Genomic DNA, 15,663 nt, shown 5'->3' with positions numbered 1-15,663 from the left:
CGGGCATGTTCGGCATCGGGTTCCCCGAGCTCATGGTGATCGCGTTCGTCGCGTTGCTCGTGCTCGGCCCTGACCGGTTGCCCGGCGTCGCCAAGCAGGCCGGCCAGATGGTCCGCAAGCTGCGCACCTTCGCCGACAACGCGCGCGACGAGCTGCGCAGCGAGCTGGGACCGGAGTACGCCGACCTCGAGCTGCGCGACCTCGACCCGCGCCAGATCGTGCGCAAGCACCTGGCGGAGGCCCTGGCCGACGACGACACCCCGCTCGCGACGACGATCGAGGTGCTGCCCGACGGGGTGCGCCCGCCGTACGACGACGAGGCGACGTGAGTGAGCGGCAGTGCCGAGCGAGGAACGAGCTCGAGCACTGACCGCGAGCGAACAAGCAAGCCGCGCAGCGGCCGGCGACGTGATCAGCTGCGGGACTGCACCGCGGCGATCCAATCGAAGGACACCAGCACCGTACGTCGCTGCTCCCCGCTGACCACCTCGCAGAAGTCCTGACCGACCCGGCGGATCGTGCCGTCGTGCTGGGCGCCGTCGGTCAGCCGCACGACGCATCGCTCGCCGAGCTCGGACACGCGGCGCAGGGCCGAGCCCAGCCCGATCCGGGCCAGCGGCGACCAGGCCACCTCGGGCACCGCGCGCACCGACACCGACTCGACCGACTGCACCGCGGCGAGGCGGATGACCCAGTCCTGGTCGCGTGCCGCGAGCAGCAGCCAGCCGTCGGCCACCCGCTGCAGCGTGCCCTCGACCGGTCCCACGCCCGCGACGTGCACCGTCACCTCCGCGTCCAGCGAGGCCATCAGCCGTGCGCCCAGCGTCACCTGCTGGTACTCGGCACGGCTGCGGTCCGCGACCTCGGCGTCCCGCTCGGCGGCGTACAGCGCGCTGGCCTGGTGCTCGAGGTCGTCGAAGAGGGCGAAGAGGTGCTCATCCCACGACATGACCGCAACCCTCTCAAACCGCGTGCACCCCACTACCGGGCAGGGCTGTGGAGAACCGCTTGACGCCCTGAGTATCCAGACTCAGACTGAAGCAAACAGACGCAAACGCAAGGTTCTCGGGATGTCACACCACGCTTCTGCTCCACCCCTCCGGGCCGCCGCGGTCTGGCTCGTCACCGCGGCGGCCACCGCGGGCACCGGCCTGCTCAGCGCCCCCGCTGTGCTCGCGGTCGGCCGCTCCGCAGGGTCGGCCCCGTTCGACCAGCTGCTCGTCGCGGGCAGCGGCACCCTCGCGTCACTGGGCTGCCTGGCCCTGCTCGCCACCACCACGGCCGTCGTGGTCGACCTGGCCACCGGCCGGCTCCCCCGCCGGGTCGGCCCGCTGCGCCGGGCGGTCCTCGTCGCGTGCGGCGCCGCCGTGCTGGCCGGCGCGGCGCCCGCGGCCGCCCACGCGGGCACCGCCGGTCACGGGCACGGCTCTGCCCTGGCCGGCCTGCCCCTGCCGGACCGGGTGACCGGCGCGGTCCGGCACGCCGACGACATCGTCCGCGTGCGATCCGGCGACTCGCTGTGGGCCATCTCCGCGCGACACCTGGGCGCAAGGGCCGGCGACGGCGAGGTGGCGGCGTACTGCCAGCGCCTCTCCGCGCACAACGCCGCCGCCATCGGCTCCGATCCCGACCTGATCCACCCCGGCCTGCGTCTCCAGCTCCCGCCGTCCCGCCCCCTCGACCGATAGGTGCCTCCGATGTCCCGTCGCCCCGACATCTCCCCGACCCCGTCGACCGTCCACGCCGGGCTGCGCCTGCCCGTGCCGGTGGCCGAGACCCAGGGCACGCTCGCCCTGGCCCTGCTCCCTCGGTGCTCCCCGCCCGCGGTCCGCGGTCGGCGCAGCTCGAGCGGGGGCGTGGTCCTTCCCCTGGACCGACGCCTGCGCCAGACCATCGACCAGTGGACGCGGCGCTACGTCCAGGCCGCGCTGGAGATCGTGGGCGGCGACCGGCCGGCCTCCCAGCTGGTGCGCTGGACCGCGCCGGAGGTGTACGCCGATCTCCGCCGTCGCGCGTGGCTGGTCGGCCAGGCGGGCGAGCACCGCCCCGGGCTGGGCCGCGTCCAGCCGGTCCGGCCGCGGATCCACAGCGTGCACGCGTGCTTCCTCAGCGAGACCGTGGTCGAGTGCGGCGTCCACGCCCGCTACGGCGACCGCGGGCGCGCGGTGGCGGCGCGGTTCGAGCGGATCGACGAGCACTGGGTGTGCACCGCCCTCGACTTCTCCTGAGATTCATCGACTCGGCAGTAACAAGTTCTAGCCAAGATGTGATCTGGCTCACTATGTTCGCCTCTGGTCGGTCCGCGTCCGCGGGCCCTCATCAGGAGGCTCCCCCTTGAAACGTGCAGCTCTCGCCGCGCTCGCCCTCGCCGGCGGCACCGTCCTCGCCCCGATCGGCACACCGGCAGCCCATGCGGACGGACCCGGCTCCGGTGCGCCGTGGGTCGTGTCCGTCGGCGACTCCTACATCTCCGGCGAGGCGGGACGGTGGGCGGGATCCTCCAACTCCGACTCCACCCGCGCCGACGCCCTGGGGTCGACCGCCTACTACGACAACGCCACCAACACCGGCGAGGTCATCGCCCGGTGCCACCGCAGCAAGAGCGCCGAGATCTACATCGGCGGCGGCGTCAGCGGGCTCAACCTCGCCTGCTCGGGTGCGGAGACCTCGTCGTACACCGACAGCAGCGGCAACTGGAAGCCCGGCCTGGACTTCGCCAACAGCGGCAGCAACCAGGGCCAGGCACTGATGCTGCAGAGCTTCGCCTCCAGCCACAACGTGAGGATGGTCGCGGTCTCGATCGGCGGCAACGACTTCAACTTCGGCTCCATCGTGCAGGACTGCGTCACCGACTTCCTCGGCTCCCCCTCGTGGTGGAAGGACTACTGCAACGACGACAGCAGCGTGACGAGCAACTTCACCTCCGCCAACGTCGCGACGGTCAAGTCGCACATCGCCACCGCGCTCACCAACGTCCGCACGGCGATGCGCAACGCCGGGTACGCCGACAGCCAGTGGTCGATGCTCGTCCAGACCTACCCGTCCCCCATCCCGAACGGCTCCGGCTTCCGCTACAGCGAGAGCGGCTACACCCGGCAGAGCACGGGCGGCTGCGGGTTCTGGAACAACGACGCGAACTGGGCCAACGGCACCGCGCTCCCGACGATCAACAACACCGTCACCGGCGCGATCACCCAGGCCGGGATCAGCAACGCGAAGGTGCTCAACCTGTCCTCCGCGCTCAACGGCCGCCGGCTCTGCGAGTCGGGCGTGGGGCTCTATGAGGAGATGGGCGTCGCCAACTGGCAGACCACCGGGGCGGTCGACAAGACCGAGTGGGTCAACCAGATCCGCACGGTCACGACCTCCGGAAGCAGCCCGTACTACATCCAGGAGTCGCTGCACCCGAACTACTGGGGCCAGCTGGCGATCCGCAACTGCGTCCGCCAGGCCTACAACGGCGGCGCGGTCCGGGGCGGGACCTGCAACCGGACCGGCAACGGTCTGGTCGGCGGGGAGCCGGTGATGACCCTGCAGTAGTCAGCGGGACTCGTAGCTGTAGACCATCCAGCCACGGTCGTCCTTCGGCAGGTCCACGACCCGCACCCCGAGTGCGGCGTTGCTGCCGAAGGACACCGTGAGGTCCACCGAGTAGGTCCCCGACGCCCGCACCACGATCGCCCCGGGAGTGCCCCTCGGGATCCGCTTGCGCTGCACGTGGCGCAGGCGTGCCAGCAGCTGGGGCGTGACGACCGGCTTGATCGTGGCGAGCCAACCGGGGTCGCGCGAGGCGCCGAGGAAGGTCGTCGCGAAGGTCTGGACGACCGACGTCCACTGCGCCGTCGCCCGGCTCGCGGCTCCCACGCTGCCGGGCACCTCGGCGTACGGGTTCCAGGCACCCTCAGCATCCATGGTGGCGGTCGGCAGCGCCGCCGGCGGCGCCTGCTTCTGCGGTCCGGAGCCGCCACCGGCGAAGATCAGGACACCGGCGACGACCAGGGCGAGCACCAGCACGAACAGGCCGGTCCACATGCCCTGGTTGGACTCGTCGCGCTCGCCGCCGCCGCTGATCGCGACGCGGGCGCGGGCGAGGAGGTCGCGGATGCGCTCCATCAGCAGGACCCTCCGTTCACCGCGACGAACACCCGGTCACGCACCAGGGCGGCGGCCGACCGGGACCCATCGGTGGCGGCGTACGGGCGCCAGCCGGCCTCGGGCTGGTCGGCGGCCCAGGTCTGGGCGTCGTGGATGACGAAGGCGACGTCGAGCTCGGCGGCATGGACGCGCAGGTACTGCGCGACCCGCGCGCCGAGACCGCGGTCGCCGCGGGGCAGCGGGAGGTCCAGCCCGCTCACCACCCGACTCGCCGCGCAATAGGAGCCCGACCGGCTGACGACGACCCGCTTCAAGCCCGGGAACGCGTCGTGCACGCAGCGCACGACCATCTGTGCGGCCGCCAGGAGCGGGCCCTCGCTGGGGAAGTCCAGCGCCGGCGGGCAGGTGCCCAGCGGGTCGCTCTCGCAGCTCGCGCCACCGCTGCGCAGGTAGGTGATGAGGTAGCGGGCGTCGGCCTCGCGGGCGGCGTACGCCTCGGGGAACGGTGAGCCCGTGACCGCGCCGTCCGCCTCGGGCACGGTCATCATCCGCCACGGCTGGTGCCGCAGCCTGCGGTAGAACCCATCCGCCGCCCGCTCCGAGATGCGACGGTGACCGCCGTCGACGAGCGCTGCCGCCACCGCGTCGACCCAGGCCTCGGCCGTGACCTTGGCAGCCCGACCGCGGTCGATCAGCGTCGCCGCCGTGCTGAGCGTGCGTGTCGTGAGGGTGGCCCCGGACGGGAGCTTGGCGGGTGCCGGCTCCGGGCCGGCCGACGGACTCACGCCGTCCCCGGTGCCGGCCACGCCGTTCATGTCGAAGGTCGACCAGAGCGCGGGGTGGTCCGAGGCCACCGGGAACCGGCCGTGCGCGGCCACGGTGACGCCGGGCGGGAAGAAGTCGAACATCAGGATGCCGTCGCTGGTGTAGCCGTAGCCCGCCGATCGCATGATCGAGGCGGCCGTCCATGCCCCGCCCCCGGCGTGCGAGTTCATGTCGCCACCGATGAGCACCGGGCCGTACGCCGACAGCTCGTGCGCCAGCCCGAGGATGACCTGCATCCCGTTGTCGTACTTCGCAACCCGGGAGGACTGCGGGCGGCCGTGCTGCTGGGGGTTCTTCACGGGGTTGATCGGCATGTGCGCCGAGATCACCGACACGACGGCGCCGTCGGTGCGCTGCAGGACGGTCCAGGTGGCGTAGCGGTCCCACAGGTAGGGACGTCCGAAGTAGTAGCCGGCGTCGTCGTCGACGGTCTTCACGCGGCCACCGTCCAGCAGGTGCCAGCGCGAGGAGTTCCACAGCACGGCGTTCTCCATGGACTGCGGACGGCCGCCCGCGGTCATGTCGACGACCGGGTCGCGGTAGGCGTCGTACCCCCGGGCCGAGGCGGTCAGGCCGGCGTCGGAGCGCCCGGAGACCTCGTTGAGGGTGATGAAGTCGGGCGCGGCGCCCACGATCCGGCGCATCGACCACGCGAAGCCGGCACCGCTGGTGCGGTTCGGCAGGTTGGCCGAGACCAGCCGCACCTGACCCTGCACCGCCGGCCCGACCGGCGCGGCGACCGACGACGGCAGCGCGCCCAGCACGGTGCCCGTGCCGAATCGGCCGCTGCCGGCCGCCCGGATGTCAGGGCCGCCGGAGCCGCCGGTGTCACCGGTCGCGCACGGCTGGGGGGTCGTGGACACGTCCGCACGCACCGTCTCCGCGTGCCCGACGCCGGGAACCGACGTCGCCGCGAGGACGATCACCAGGACGGCCGGCAGCAGCTGCCGGGACGCACCGCGCATACCGTGGCCCGGCCGCTGCCTCAGCCGTTGACGCGTGCGGTGAGCCCGGTCGGGCCGCCCGGCGCGCCGTGGCACCGCTTGTACTTCTTGCCCGAGCCACACGGGCACAGCGCGTTGCGGCCGATGTCGGCGAAGTCGTCCTTGGCGCCGGTGCCACCGGTGGTGACGGCCTGCTCCCCGGACTCGTCGGGAGCCGAGTAGGACAGGTGCTGGGGCGCGGGCTTGGGGTCCAGGCCCTTGGCCGTGACCTTCGGCAGCGCGGCCTTCGCGTCGGCCGCGACCTCGTCGAGGTTGATCACACCGGCACCGGCGTCGATGCCCGCCGGCGGCTCGGCGAAGGCACCCTCGTGCATCGGACCGGCATGGAGCGAGCCGTCGGCGTGGTAGTGGTACTCCTCCGGCTGCTCCTCGACCTGGACCTCCAGGTTGAACAGGAAGCCGACGGTCTCCTCCTTGATGCCGTCCATCATCGCCGAGAACATGTCGAAGCCCTCGCGCTGGTACTCGACCAGCGGGTCGCGCTGCGAGTACGCCCGCAGGTAGATGCCCTCGCGCAGGTAGTCCATCTCGTAGAGGTGCTCGCGCCACTTGCGGTCGAGCACGGAGAGCACGACGCGACGCTCGAGCTCGCGCATGACCTCCTCGCCGACCTCCTCCTCACGACGGTCGTACGCCGCCTGAGCGTCCTCGGTCAGCTTCTCGATCAGCTCGTCCTTGTCGAGGGCCGCCTTGGTGCCGGCCTCCTCGACGAGGTCCTGCCAGCGCAGCTCGACGGGCCAGAACTGCCGCAGGTCGGTCCACAGCTGCTCGAGGTCCCACTCCTCCGCGAACTCGTCGACGCTGCTGTTGACCGTGCCGGCCACGACGTCGCCGATGAAGGTGCGGATCTGCTCCTCGAGGTCGACGCCCTCGAGGACCTCGCGCCGCTCGGCGTAGATCACCTTGCGCTGGCGGTCCATGACGTCGTCGTACTTGAGGACGTTCTTGCGGGACTCGAAGTTCTGCCCCTCGACCTGGCCCTGGGCGCTGGCGATGGCGTTGGTGACGCGCTTGTGCTCGATCGGGACGTCGTCCGGGATCTTCAGCATCAGCAGGATCCGGTCGACCCACTCGCCCTTGAACAGGCGCATCAGCTCGTCCTGCAGCGAGAGGTAGAAGCGGCTCTCGCCCGGGTCGCCCTGGCGGCCGGAACGACCGCGCAGCTGGTTGTCGATGCGGCGCGACTCGTGCCGCTCGGTGCCGACCACGTAGAGGCCGCCGAGCTCGCGCACCTCGTCGTGCTCCTTGGCGACCTGCTCCTTGATCCGCTCGATCATGGCCGGCCAGGCGGCGTCGTACTGCTCGGCGGTCTCGCCGGACGGCTCCAAGCCCTGCTTGCGCAGCTCGGCGTCGGCGAGGAACTCGACCGATCCACCGAGCATGATGTCGGTGCCTCGACCGGCCATGTTGGTGGCGACGGTGACCGCGCCCTTGTGGCCGGCCATCGCGACGATCTTGGCCTCGTCGGCGTGGTGCTTGGCGTTGAGGACCGAGTGCGGCACGCCGCGCTTGGTCAGCTGCTGGTGCAGGTAGTCGGACTTCTCGACCGAGATGGTGCCGATCAGGACCGGCTGACCGGTCTTGTGGCGCTCGACGATGTCGTCCACGACGGCCTCGTACTTGGCCTCCTCGGTCCGGTAGACGAGGTCGGGCAGGTCCTTGCGGATCATCGGCTTGTTGGTCGGGATCGGGACCACGCCGAGCTTGTAGATCTTGTCGAACTCGGAGGCCTCGGTCAGCGCCGTGCCGGTCATGCCGGAGAGCTTGTCGTAGAGGCGGAAGTAGTTCTGCAGCGTGACGGTGGCGAGGGTCTGGTACTCCTCGCGGACCTGCACGCCCTCCTTGGCCTCGATCGCCTGGTGCAGGCCGTCGTTGTAGCGGCGGCCCGCGAGCATGCGGCCGGTGTGCTCATCGACGATGAGCACCTCGCCCTCCATGACGACGTACTCCTTGTCGTTGCGGAAGAGCTCCTTGGCCTTGATCGAGTTGTGCAGGAACGAGATCAGCGGGGTGTTCGCCGACTCGTAGAGGTTCTCGATGCCGAGGTGGTCCTCGACCCGGGTGATGCCGTCCTCGAGGACCGAGATGGTGCGCTTCTTCTCGTCGACCTCGTAGTCGACGTCCTTGGTCAGCTTGCTCGCGATCTTCGCGAACTCGCCGTACCACTTCACCTCGTCCTGGGTCGGGCCGCTGATGATGAGCGGGGTCCGCGCCTCGTCGATGAGGATCGAGTCGACCTCGTCGACGATGGCGAAGTTGTGGCCGCGCTGCACGCACTCCTCGATGGAGGAGGCCATGTTGTCGCGCAGGTAGTCGAAGCCGAGCTCGTTGTTGGTGCCGTAGGTGATGTCGCACTCGTACGCCGCACGCCGCTGCTCGGGGTTCATCTCCGGGGTGATGACGCCGACGGACAGCCCGAGGAAGTGGTGCAACCGGCCCATCTGCTCGGCCTGGAACCTGGCCAGGTAGTCGTTGACCGTGACGACGTGGACGCCCTTGCCCTCCAGGGCGTTGAGGTACGACGGCAGGGTGGCGACCAGGGTCTTGCCCTCACCGGTCTTCATCTCGGCGATGTTGCCGAGGTGCAGCGCCGCGCCGCCCATGATCTGGACGTCGAAGTGGCGCATGCCGAGCACCCGCTTGCCCGCCTCACGCACCGTGGCGAAGGCCTCGGGGAGCAGGTCGTCGAGGGTCTCGCCCTTCTCCAGGCGCTCCCGGAACTGGGCGGTCATGCCCTGAAGCTCCTCGTCGGACATCTTCACGAAGTCGTCCTCGATCGCGTTGACGACCTTGGCGATCCCTTCGAGCTGGCGAAGGATCTTGCCCTCGCCGATGCGCAGGAGTTTGTCGATGATCACAGGCACGGCGGCAACTGTACTTGGACCTGTGCGAGCGTCCGACTCGTCGTGCCGGACCACGTGATCTTCACGTGAATGACCATTGACACGAAAGTGCATTTCCGTGTTAATGGTGATCAACATGAAAGAGAAGCGGACCTACACCATGCGCGCCCGGGCGACGTCCGTCGAGGACACGCGGACCCGGATCCAGGAGGCCGTGTTCTCGCTCGTCACCATCCGTCCCCTTGCCGGGATCTCGCTCGACGACATCGCCGGCGAGGCGGGGGTGAGCGTCCAGACCGTGCTGCGCCACTTCGGCAGCCGGGCCGGGCTCGTCGAGGCGACCATGGAGTACGCCGCGAGCCGGGTCGCCCGGGAGCGCGAGGCCCCCGTCGGCGACGTACCGGCGGCGATGCGGGTGCTGCTGGACCACTACGAGCTGCGCGGCGACACCGCGCTGCTGATGCTGTCCCAGGAGCAGGACGACCCGCTGATGCGCCGGATGACCGACAACGGCCGCGCGCTGCACCGCCGCTGGGTCGCCCAGGTCTTCGCTCCGTACGTCGGACCCAGCGACGACCCGCAGCGGTTGATCGACCTGCTGGTGGTCGCCACCGACGTCTACGCGTGGAAGCTGCTGCGGCACGACCGCGGGCTGAGCCGATCTCGGACCCAGGAGCGCATGACGGCGCTCGTCGACGCGGTGCTCGCAGGCGAGCATCGGCACTGAAGGAGCAGCAGATGTCCGACTTCCTCTTCGTCACCTGGGACGGTGGCGGGAACGTCCCACCCGCCGTCGGCATCGCCTCCGAGCTGCGCCGGCGCGGGCACGCCGTGCGCTTCCTGGGCCACGAGGGCAACCGTGCCGCGATGGCCGCCGCCGGGATGCCCTTCCGCGCCTACGAGCACGCGCTGGCGTTCGCGTCGCGGGAGCCGAACGGTCCCGAGCGGATGATCGAGGTCTTCAACGACGCCGGCGTCGCCCAGGACATGCTGACCGAGCTGGGGCGGGCTCCCGCCGACATCGTGGTGATCGACCCGATGATGCTCGCGGCGCTCGGCGCCGCGCGCGAGGCGGGCCTGACCTACGTGCCGCTGGTGCACCTGTTCCACGCCTACCTGCACGACGGCTGGCTGCGGGGACCCTTCGGCCAGGTGGCCGAGCAGCGCGGCTACGCGCCGTACGCCGCACTCGAGGAGGCGCCGCTCACCCTGGTCGCCTCGCTCCCGGGCCTGGATCCGGCGGGGGGATCGGCGCAGCCGGACAACCTCGTGCACTGCGGCCCGGTCGTCACCCCCGCCCCGGCACGGGACCTCGCCGCGCTCCCGCCCGCGCTGCTCATCAGCCTGAGCACCTACAACTTCCCCGGCCAGACCGAGGCGCTGCAGACGATCCTGGATGCGGCGGCCGGCCTCGATGCGCGCGTCGTCGTCACGACCGGACCCGTCATCGACCGAGCGGACCTTCGGGTCCCGGACGGCGTCGAGGTCCACGACTACGTCGACCACGACGAGCTCATGCCCGAGATGACCGCGGTCATGGGGCACGGCGGTCACGCCACGACGATGCGCGCCCTCGCCCACGGCCTGCCCGTGGCCGTGATGCCCATGCACCCGATGCTGGACCAGGCGATGGTGGGGCAGGCGGTCGAGGCGGCCGGCGCGGGCCGGCTGCTCGGACGCGACGCCTCCCCCGACGAGATCCGCGCGGTCCTGTCCGCGCTGCTGGCCGACGGTCCGCACCGTGCAGCGGCAGCCCGGCTCGGCGACGCCATCCGTGCCCGCCCCGGAGCGGCGTACGCCGCCGACCTGCTCGAGCGTCAGCTCGCGGCGTTGTCCGCGTCGTAGGCGGCGAAGGCCGCGGCCCGCTCGTCCTCGATCCGGCGACCCAGGAAGTAGGCGCAGCCCCACAGCAGCGCGAACAGCGCACCGAGGAACCACATCGTGGGGGTGAGCAGGCCGAGCGCGATCGCGCCGACCTGGAGCGCCCACCCGACGGCGTACCCCCACTCCTTGCGGAGCAGGCCCGCGGTGAGCAGGCAGGCGACGGCCAGGCCGAGGCAGGCGCCGAGCGCCAGGCCCTTGTCCACGCCACCGAGGGTGATCATGACCGCCGAGCTGAGCGCCACGACGATCGCCTCGAGGGTGAGAACGGCCGAGCACATGCCGCGCCGCGGCGACTTGTCCCTCTCCGTGGTCACTTCGGGCCTCCCAGCAGGACCCGGGCCTCCCCGACCGTGACGACCGAGCCGGTCACCAGGACGGCGCCCGAGCTGAGTGCGTCGCTGCCGTCGTCCTCGGCCAGTGCCGCCGCGGCATCGATCGCGTCCTCGAGACGCGGGACGACGCTCACCCGGTCCTCGCCGAACACCTCGCGCGCCACGACGGCGAGCTCCTCGGCGGGCAGGGCGCGGGCGGTGGAGTTCTGGGTGACGACGATGCTCGAGAGCATCGGCTCCAGCGCCGACAGCAGGCCCTCGGCGTCCTTGTCCCCCATCACGCCGACCACCCCGACGAGCGGGTCGAAGTGCAGCGAGTCGTCGAGCGCCGCCGCGAGCGCCTCGGCGCCGTGCGGGTTGTGCGCAGCGTCCAGAACGATGGTCGGGCTGCGGCGGATGATCTCGAGCCGACCCGGCGAGGTCGCCTCGGCGAACGCGGCGGCGACCACGTCCGCGCCGAGCGGCTCGCCGCCGCCGATGAACGCCTCCACGGCGGCCAGCGCCATGACGGCGTTCTCGGCCTGGTGGGCGCCGTAGAGCGGCAGGAAGAGGTCGTCGTACCGACCGCGCAGGCCCTGCAGGCTGATCATCTGGCCGCCGACCGCCGGCGTGCGGGAGACGACGCCGAAGTCCTCGCCCTCGCGTACGACGGACGCACCGACCTCCGCGGCACGACTGGCCAGGACCGCCATGACCGCGGGGCTCTGCTGGGCGACGACCACGGTCGCGCCCTCCTTGATGATCCCGGACTTCTCGCGGGCGATCGCCTCCGGCGTGCCGCCGAGGTAGTCGGCATGGTCCATCGCGATCGGGGTGATGACCGCGACGTCGGCGTCGATGACGTTGGTCGCGTCCCACGAGCCGCCCATGCCGACCTCGACGACCGCGACGTCGACCGGGGCGTCGGCGAAGGCGGCGTACGCCATGCCGACGACGGCCTCGAAGAAGCTCAACGGGTGCGCCTCCTGCTCGTCGACCAGGTGCGTGTACGGCGCGATCTCGTTGAACACCGCCACGAAGCGGTCGTCGTCGATCGGCTCGCCGTCGATCGAGATCCGCTCGCTCATCTTCTCCACGTGCGGGCTGGTGAAGCGCCCGGTGCGCAGGTCGAGGGCGCGCAGCAGGCCGTCGATCATCCGCGACGTCGAGGTCTTGCCGTTGGTGCCGGTCAGGTGGATCGACCGGAAGCTGCGCTGGGGGTCGCCCAGGAGCTCGGTGAAGGCCTGGATGCGGTCCAGGGACGGCTCCAGTCGGGTCTCGGGCCAACGCGACAGCAGCGCGTCCTCGGCCTCCGCGAAGGTCTCGGCCGGGCGGGCCATCTCGTCATCCATAGCGGCGCGAGTCTACGGCCCGGACCTCCGGGAGATGGCAAGCCCGACCAGGCGGGAGACGACGAGGGCGACGTAGAAGACACCCACGATCTCCTCGAGCATCACCAGGGAGCGCGCGTGCGCCAGGGCGGGACCGAAGTCGCCCAGGCCGACGCTGGTCATGGTGGTGAAGGAGAGGTAGAGCAGCTCGAACCAGGCCCGCGGGTCGCCGAAGGATCCCGGCCAGATCACCTGCACGGCGGCGTAGAGGTAGGCGAAGGCCCACGCGACGACGGTGAAGGCGCTGGCGGTGGCGAACAGCTCGTCGCGGGTGACGTCGTCGTCGTTGAAGACGTAGCGGATCAGGGCGTAGCTGACGAACAGGTAGAACGGCACGTGCAGGGCGGCGGAGGTGATGACGACCCAGCCGGTGTCCGGGGCGACCGACTCCCAGACCGCGAACACCGCCGCAGGTACGCCGAACAGCCCGGCCACCCAGTCCAGCGCGGGCGAGCGGTGCACCGCGGCGACCGCGGCCAGCACCACGAGCAGCTGGGCGACGCCGATGGCCGCCCGCCCGGCCGTCGTACCGTCCAGGAAGGGGTAGCCGAGCAGGACGACGACCTGCCCGGCGAGCAGGACGGCGTTCGGGTGGGCGCGCAGGACGCCCTCCGCGCTCCGCTCGCTCATCGCCGCTCCAGCCGGTAGTGCAGGCGTACGGCGGTCGCCGACCACATCCGCAGCGCGTGGTCGGTGCGCAGGACGCCGTCGGGGTCGACGTACACGCGGAAGGTCTCGTGGATCGGGGCCCGCGAGGCGAAGGTGCGGCCGCCGTCGGCGACGACCACGTAGGCACCGTCCTGCCCGAACCGCCCCGCCGGCGAGGACAGCACGAGCGAGCCGTCCGGCTCGACGCTCGGACGCAGGAAGACCTGGACGTTGCCCGACTCGAGCGGGAACGCCACGTGCACGCTCGGACGGTCCGCGCCGGGCAGCGTGCGGAAGGAGTAGGCGCCGCTGTAGACGTACGCACCGGTCGCGCGCAGCGTGCGCAGCCACCCGGCCCCGACCTGGCGCCCCGCGGCGTCGCGGATGACCGAGACCCGGCTGTCCATGCCGTACGCGACGTCGAGCGGGCGCATCGGCAGGGAGAGCTGCTCGACGCGCCTGCCGAACAGCCGCGACACGCCCTCCCCCGCGGGCCAGAACCACGGCGCCCACGAGCTCCATGCCTCCATCCGCCACTCGCTGGTGTGCTCGTAGAAGTCACGCACCTCCGGTGCGAGGTCCGCAGCCGTGAAGCCGGGCCCGTCGAGAGCCGACATCGCGTCCATCAGGCCCGCGCCCGGCACGTCCTCCTGCACCTCGCCGCCGTGGTACGCCGCCTCGGCGGCCAGCCAGCTGTCGCGGACCGTCGGGCCCTCCGCCATCGGCGCACGCAGCCAGGCATGCTCCCCGGTCAGGTCGACCGGCCGTCCGACCGTGCGCCAGAGCTTGCGGCTTCCGAGATCGAGGACACGCATCAGCCGAGCCGCTCGAGCTCCTCGTCGATGATCGCGGTGTCGAGCTTGACGAAGACCGGGGTCGGCTTCGCGACGGCCCGGCCGACCTCGATCGGCCGGCGCTGCCAGCCCGGGAAGTCGGAGTACTCGCCGGTGATGATCGGGTAGCTCCGCGACGGGTCGTCGAGATCGGTGACCTCCTCGACGACGGGCATCGGCGCGATCCGGCCGTCGCCGCCCATCGCCACGTCGACGGCGTTGGCGGAGAACGGCAGGAACGGGCTGAGCACCAGGTTGAGGTCGGCCACGCACTGCGCCATCACGTGCAGCACGGTGCCGAGCCGCTCGCGCTGCTCCTCGCCCTTGAGCTTCCACGGCTCGAGGTCCGAGACGTACTTGTTGACCTCGGCGACGGTGCGCATGGCCTCGGTGATCGCCTGCTTCTGGCGGTGCTGGGCGATCAGGTCGCCGACGGTGCCGAAGGCGCCCTCGGTCGCGGCCAGCACGGCCTCGTCCTCGGGCTGCAGCGGCCCCGCGGCCGGGATCTCCTCGAAGTTCTTCGCGATCAGGTTGGCGGTCCGGTTGACCAGGTTGCCCCAGCCCGCGACCAGCTCGTCGTTGGTACGCCGCACGAACTCCGCCCACGTGAAGTCGGCGTCCTGGCTCTCCGGCCCGGCGGCTGCGACGAAGTACCGGAACGCGTCGGGCTGGTAGCGACTGAGCAGGTCGCGCACGTAGATCACGATCTTCTTCGAGGACGAGAACTTCTTGCCCTCCATGGTCAGGAACTCGCTCGAGACCACCTCGGTGGGCAGGTTCAGCACGCCGAACTCGCGCGGGGAGCCGCCCTTGGAGCCCTTGCCGGCGTACGCGAGCAGCTCAGCGGGCCAGATCTGGGAGTGGAAGGTGATGTTGTCCTTGCCCATGAAGTAGTAGGACAGGGCCTCCGGCTCGTTCCACCACTCGCGCCAGCGCTCGGGCTCGCCGAGCCGGCGCGCCCACTCGATGGAGGCCGAGAGGTAGCCGATGACGGCGTCGAACCACACGTAGAGCTTCTTGGTGGGGTTCTCCCGCCAGCCGTCGAGCGGGATCGGGATCCCCCAGTCGATGTCGCGCGTCATCGCACGGGGCCGGATCTCCTCGAGGATGTTCTTGGAGAAGCGGATCACGTTCGGCCGCCAGGTCCCGGTCGCCTCGCGCTCGTCGAGCCACGCGGTGAGGGCGTCGGCGAGAGCCGGCAGGTCGAGGAAGAAGTGCTGGGTCTCGATGAACTCCGGCGTCTCGCCGTTGATCCGGCTGCGCGGGTTCTTGAGGTCCTGCGGGTCGAGCTGGTTGCCGCAGTTGTCGCACTGGTCGCCGCGCGCGCCGTCGTAGCCGCAGATCGGGCAGATGCCCTCGATGTAGCGGTCCGGCAGGGTGCGACCGGTCGAGGGCGAGATGGCGCCGTACGTCGTCTGCTCGACGAAGTAGCCGTTCTCGTAGACGCCGAGGAACAGCTCCTGGACGACGGCCTCGTGGTTGCGGGTCGTGGTGCGGGTGTAGAGGTCGTAGCTCAGTCCGAGCGCGACGAAGTCCTCGACGATCAGCCGGTGGTTCCGGTCGACGAGCTGCTGCGGGGTGATGCCCTCTTCGTCGGCGGCGATGAGCATCGGGGTCCCGTGCTCGTCCGACCCCGACACCATCAGCACCTCGTGTCCTGCCATCCGCGAGTAGCGGCTGAAGACGTCGGAAGGCACCCCGAAGCCGGCGACGTGGCCGATGTGACGGGGACCGTTGGCGTAGGGCCAGGCGACGGCGGACAGAACGCGACTCATGCCGGCAATCCTAGGGACCGACGGCCCGGCCCGCTCAGCCGGTGAGCCCGCAGG

General features: G+C 71.1%; 15 protein-coding genes. 6 read left to right on the top strand and 9 right to left on the bottom strand.

Going from position 1 to position 15,663, the window contains the following annotated elements; genetic code table 11:
- Positions 1 to 5: 5 nt before the first annotated feature.
- Positions 6 to 329, top strand: a complete 324-nt coding sequence (locus ACYU8V_RS17315) for a sec-independent translocase (RefSeq protein ID WP_460849120.1) — start codon at positions 6 to 8, stop codon at positions 327 to 329.
- 83 nt (positions 330 to 412) lie between these two features.
- Here the strand turns inward: ACYU8V_RS17315 and ACYU8V_RS17310 are convergent, their stop codons facing one another.
- The gene (locus ACYU8V_RS17310; RefSeq protein WP_460849118.1) at positions 413 to 949 is read right to left on the bottom strand and encodes a hypothetical protein; all 537 of its coding nucleotides are present in this window, start codon (positions 947 to 949) and stop codon (positions 413 to 415) included.
- Between the two features lie 121 nt (positions 950 to 1,070).
- On the opposite strand from ACYU8V_RS17310, the gene ACYU8V_RS17305 reads away from it, so the two are divergent.
- From ACYU8V_RS17305 to ACYU8V_RS17295, 3 genes are all read left to right on the top strand, one after another.
- Complete coding sequence (locus ACYU8V_RS17305) at positions 1,071 to 1,688, top strand: LysM peptidoglycan-binding domain-containing protein (protein ID WP_460849116.1); 618 nt, start codon at positions 1,071 to 1,073, stop codon at positions 1,686 to 1,688.
- A 9-nt stretch (positions 1,689 to 1,697) separates the two neighbouring features.
- The gene (locus ACYU8V_RS17300) at positions 1,698 to 2,228 is read left to right on the top strand and encodes an Rv3235 family protein (protein WP_460849115.1); all 531 of its coding nucleotides are present in this window, start codon (positions 1,698 to 1,700) and stop codon (positions 2,226 to 2,228) included.
- 106 nt (positions 2,229 to 2,334) lie between these two features.
- Entirely contained in the window at positions 2,335 to 3,540 is a 1,206-nt protein-coding gene (locus ACYU8V_RS17295; RefSeq protein WP_460849114.1) for an SGNH/GDSL hydrolase family protein, read from the top strand.
- Here the strand turns inward: ACYU8V_RS17295 and ACYU8V_RS17290 are convergent, their stop codons facing one another.
- Genes ACYU8V_RS17290 through secA form a run of 3 tightly spaced genes read right to left on the bottom strand, consistent with a single transcriptional unit; the run spans position 3,541 to position 8,788 of the window.
- Positions 3,541 to 4,113, bottom strand: a complete 573-nt coding sequence (locus tag ACYU8V_RS17290; protein ID WP_460849113.1) for a hypothetical protein — start codon at positions 4,111 to 4,113, stop codon at positions 3,541 to 3,543.
- On the bottom strand, positions 4,113 to 5,885 hold the full coding sequence (locus ACYU8V_RS17285; protein ID WP_460849112.1) for an exonuclease/endonuclease/phosphatase family protein: 1,773 nt from the start codon (positions 5,883 to 5,885) through the stop codon (positions 4,113 to 4,115). The genes ACYU8V_RS17290 and ACYU8V_RS17285 overlap by 1 nt, the downstream gene beginning before the upstream one ends.
- A 20-nt stretch (positions 5,886 to 5,905) precedes the next feature.
- On the bottom strand, positions 5,906 to 8,788 hold the full coding sequence (gene secA, locus ACYU8V_RS17280) for a preprotein translocase subunit SecA (protein ID WP_460849111.1): 2,883 nt from the start codon (positions 8,786 to 8,788) through the stop codon (positions 5,906 to 5,908).
- A gap of 115 nt (positions 8,789 to 8,903) precedes the next feature.
- Between secA and ACYU8V_RS17275 the strand changes: the two genes are divergently transcribed.
- Both ACYU8V_RS17275 and ACYU8V_RS17270 read left to right on the top strand, forming a co-directional pair.
- Positions 8,904 to 9,494 (top strand): TetR/AcrR family transcriptional regulator, encoded by a 591-nt coding sequence (locus ACYU8V_RS17275; RefSeq protein ID WP_460849110.1) that lies wholly within the window; start codon positions 8,904 to 8,906, stop codon positions 9,492 to 9,494.
- Between the two features lie 11 nt (positions 9,495 to 9,505).
- Positions 9,506 to 10,612 (top strand): glycosyltransferase, encoded by a 1,107-nt coding sequence (locus ACYU8V_RS17270; protein ID WP_460849109.1) that lies wholly within the window; start codon positions 9,506 to 9,508, stop codon positions 10,610 to 10,612.
- On the opposite strand, the gene ACYU8V_RS17265 is transcribed toward ACYU8V_RS17270, so the two are convergent.
- Genes ACYU8V_RS17265 through metG form a run of 5 tightly spaced genes read right to left on the bottom strand, consistent with a single transcriptional unit; the run spans position 10,585 to position 15,609 of the window.
- Positions 10,585 to 10,965, bottom strand: a complete 381-nt coding sequence (locus ACYU8V_RS17265; RefSeq protein WP_460849107.1) for a DUF4233 domain-containing protein — start codon at positions 10,963 to 10,965, stop codon at positions 10,585 to 10,587. The genes ACYU8V_RS17270 and ACYU8V_RS17265 overlap by 28 nt on opposite strands.
- Positions 10,962 to 12,314: a bifunctional tetrahydrofolate synthase/dihydrofolate synthase gene (gene folC, locus ACYU8V_RS17260; protein WP_460849106.1), complete on the bottom strand. Its 1,353-nt coding sequence runs from the start codon at positions 12,312 to 12,314 to the stop codon at positions 10,962 to 10,964. The genes ACYU8V_RS17265 and folC overlap by 4 nt, the downstream gene beginning before the upstream one ends.
- A gap of 12 nt (positions 12,315 to 12,326) precedes the next feature.
- Positions 12,327 to 12,983, bottom strand: a complete 657-nt coding sequence (locus ACYU8V_RS17255) for an ion channel (protein WP_460849104.1) — start codon at positions 12,981 to 12,983, stop codon at positions 12,327 to 12,329.
- Complete coding sequence (locus tag ACYU8V_RS17250) at positions 12,980 to 13,816, bottom strand: hypothetical protein (RefSeq protein ID WP_460849103.1); 837 nt, start codon at positions 13,814 to 13,816, stop codon at positions 12,980 to 12,982. Before ACYU8V_RS17250 ends, ACYU8V_RS17255 begins: the two co-directional genes overlap by 4 nt.
- The gene (gene metG / locus ACYU8V_RS17245) at positions 13,816 to 15,609 is read right to left on the bottom strand and encodes a methionine--tRNA ligase (RefSeq protein WP_460849102.1); all 1,794 of its coding nucleotides are present in this window, start codon (positions 15,607 to 15,609) and stop codon (positions 13,816 to 13,818) included. The genes ACYU8V_RS17250 and metG overlap by 1 nt, the downstream gene beginning before the upstream one ends.
- Positions 15,610 to 15,663: the final 54 nt, after the last annotated feature.

This window comes from Nocardioides ultimimeridianus, assembly GCF_054777895.1.
This window is presented reverse-complemented; position numbering and strand designations above follow the sequence as displayed.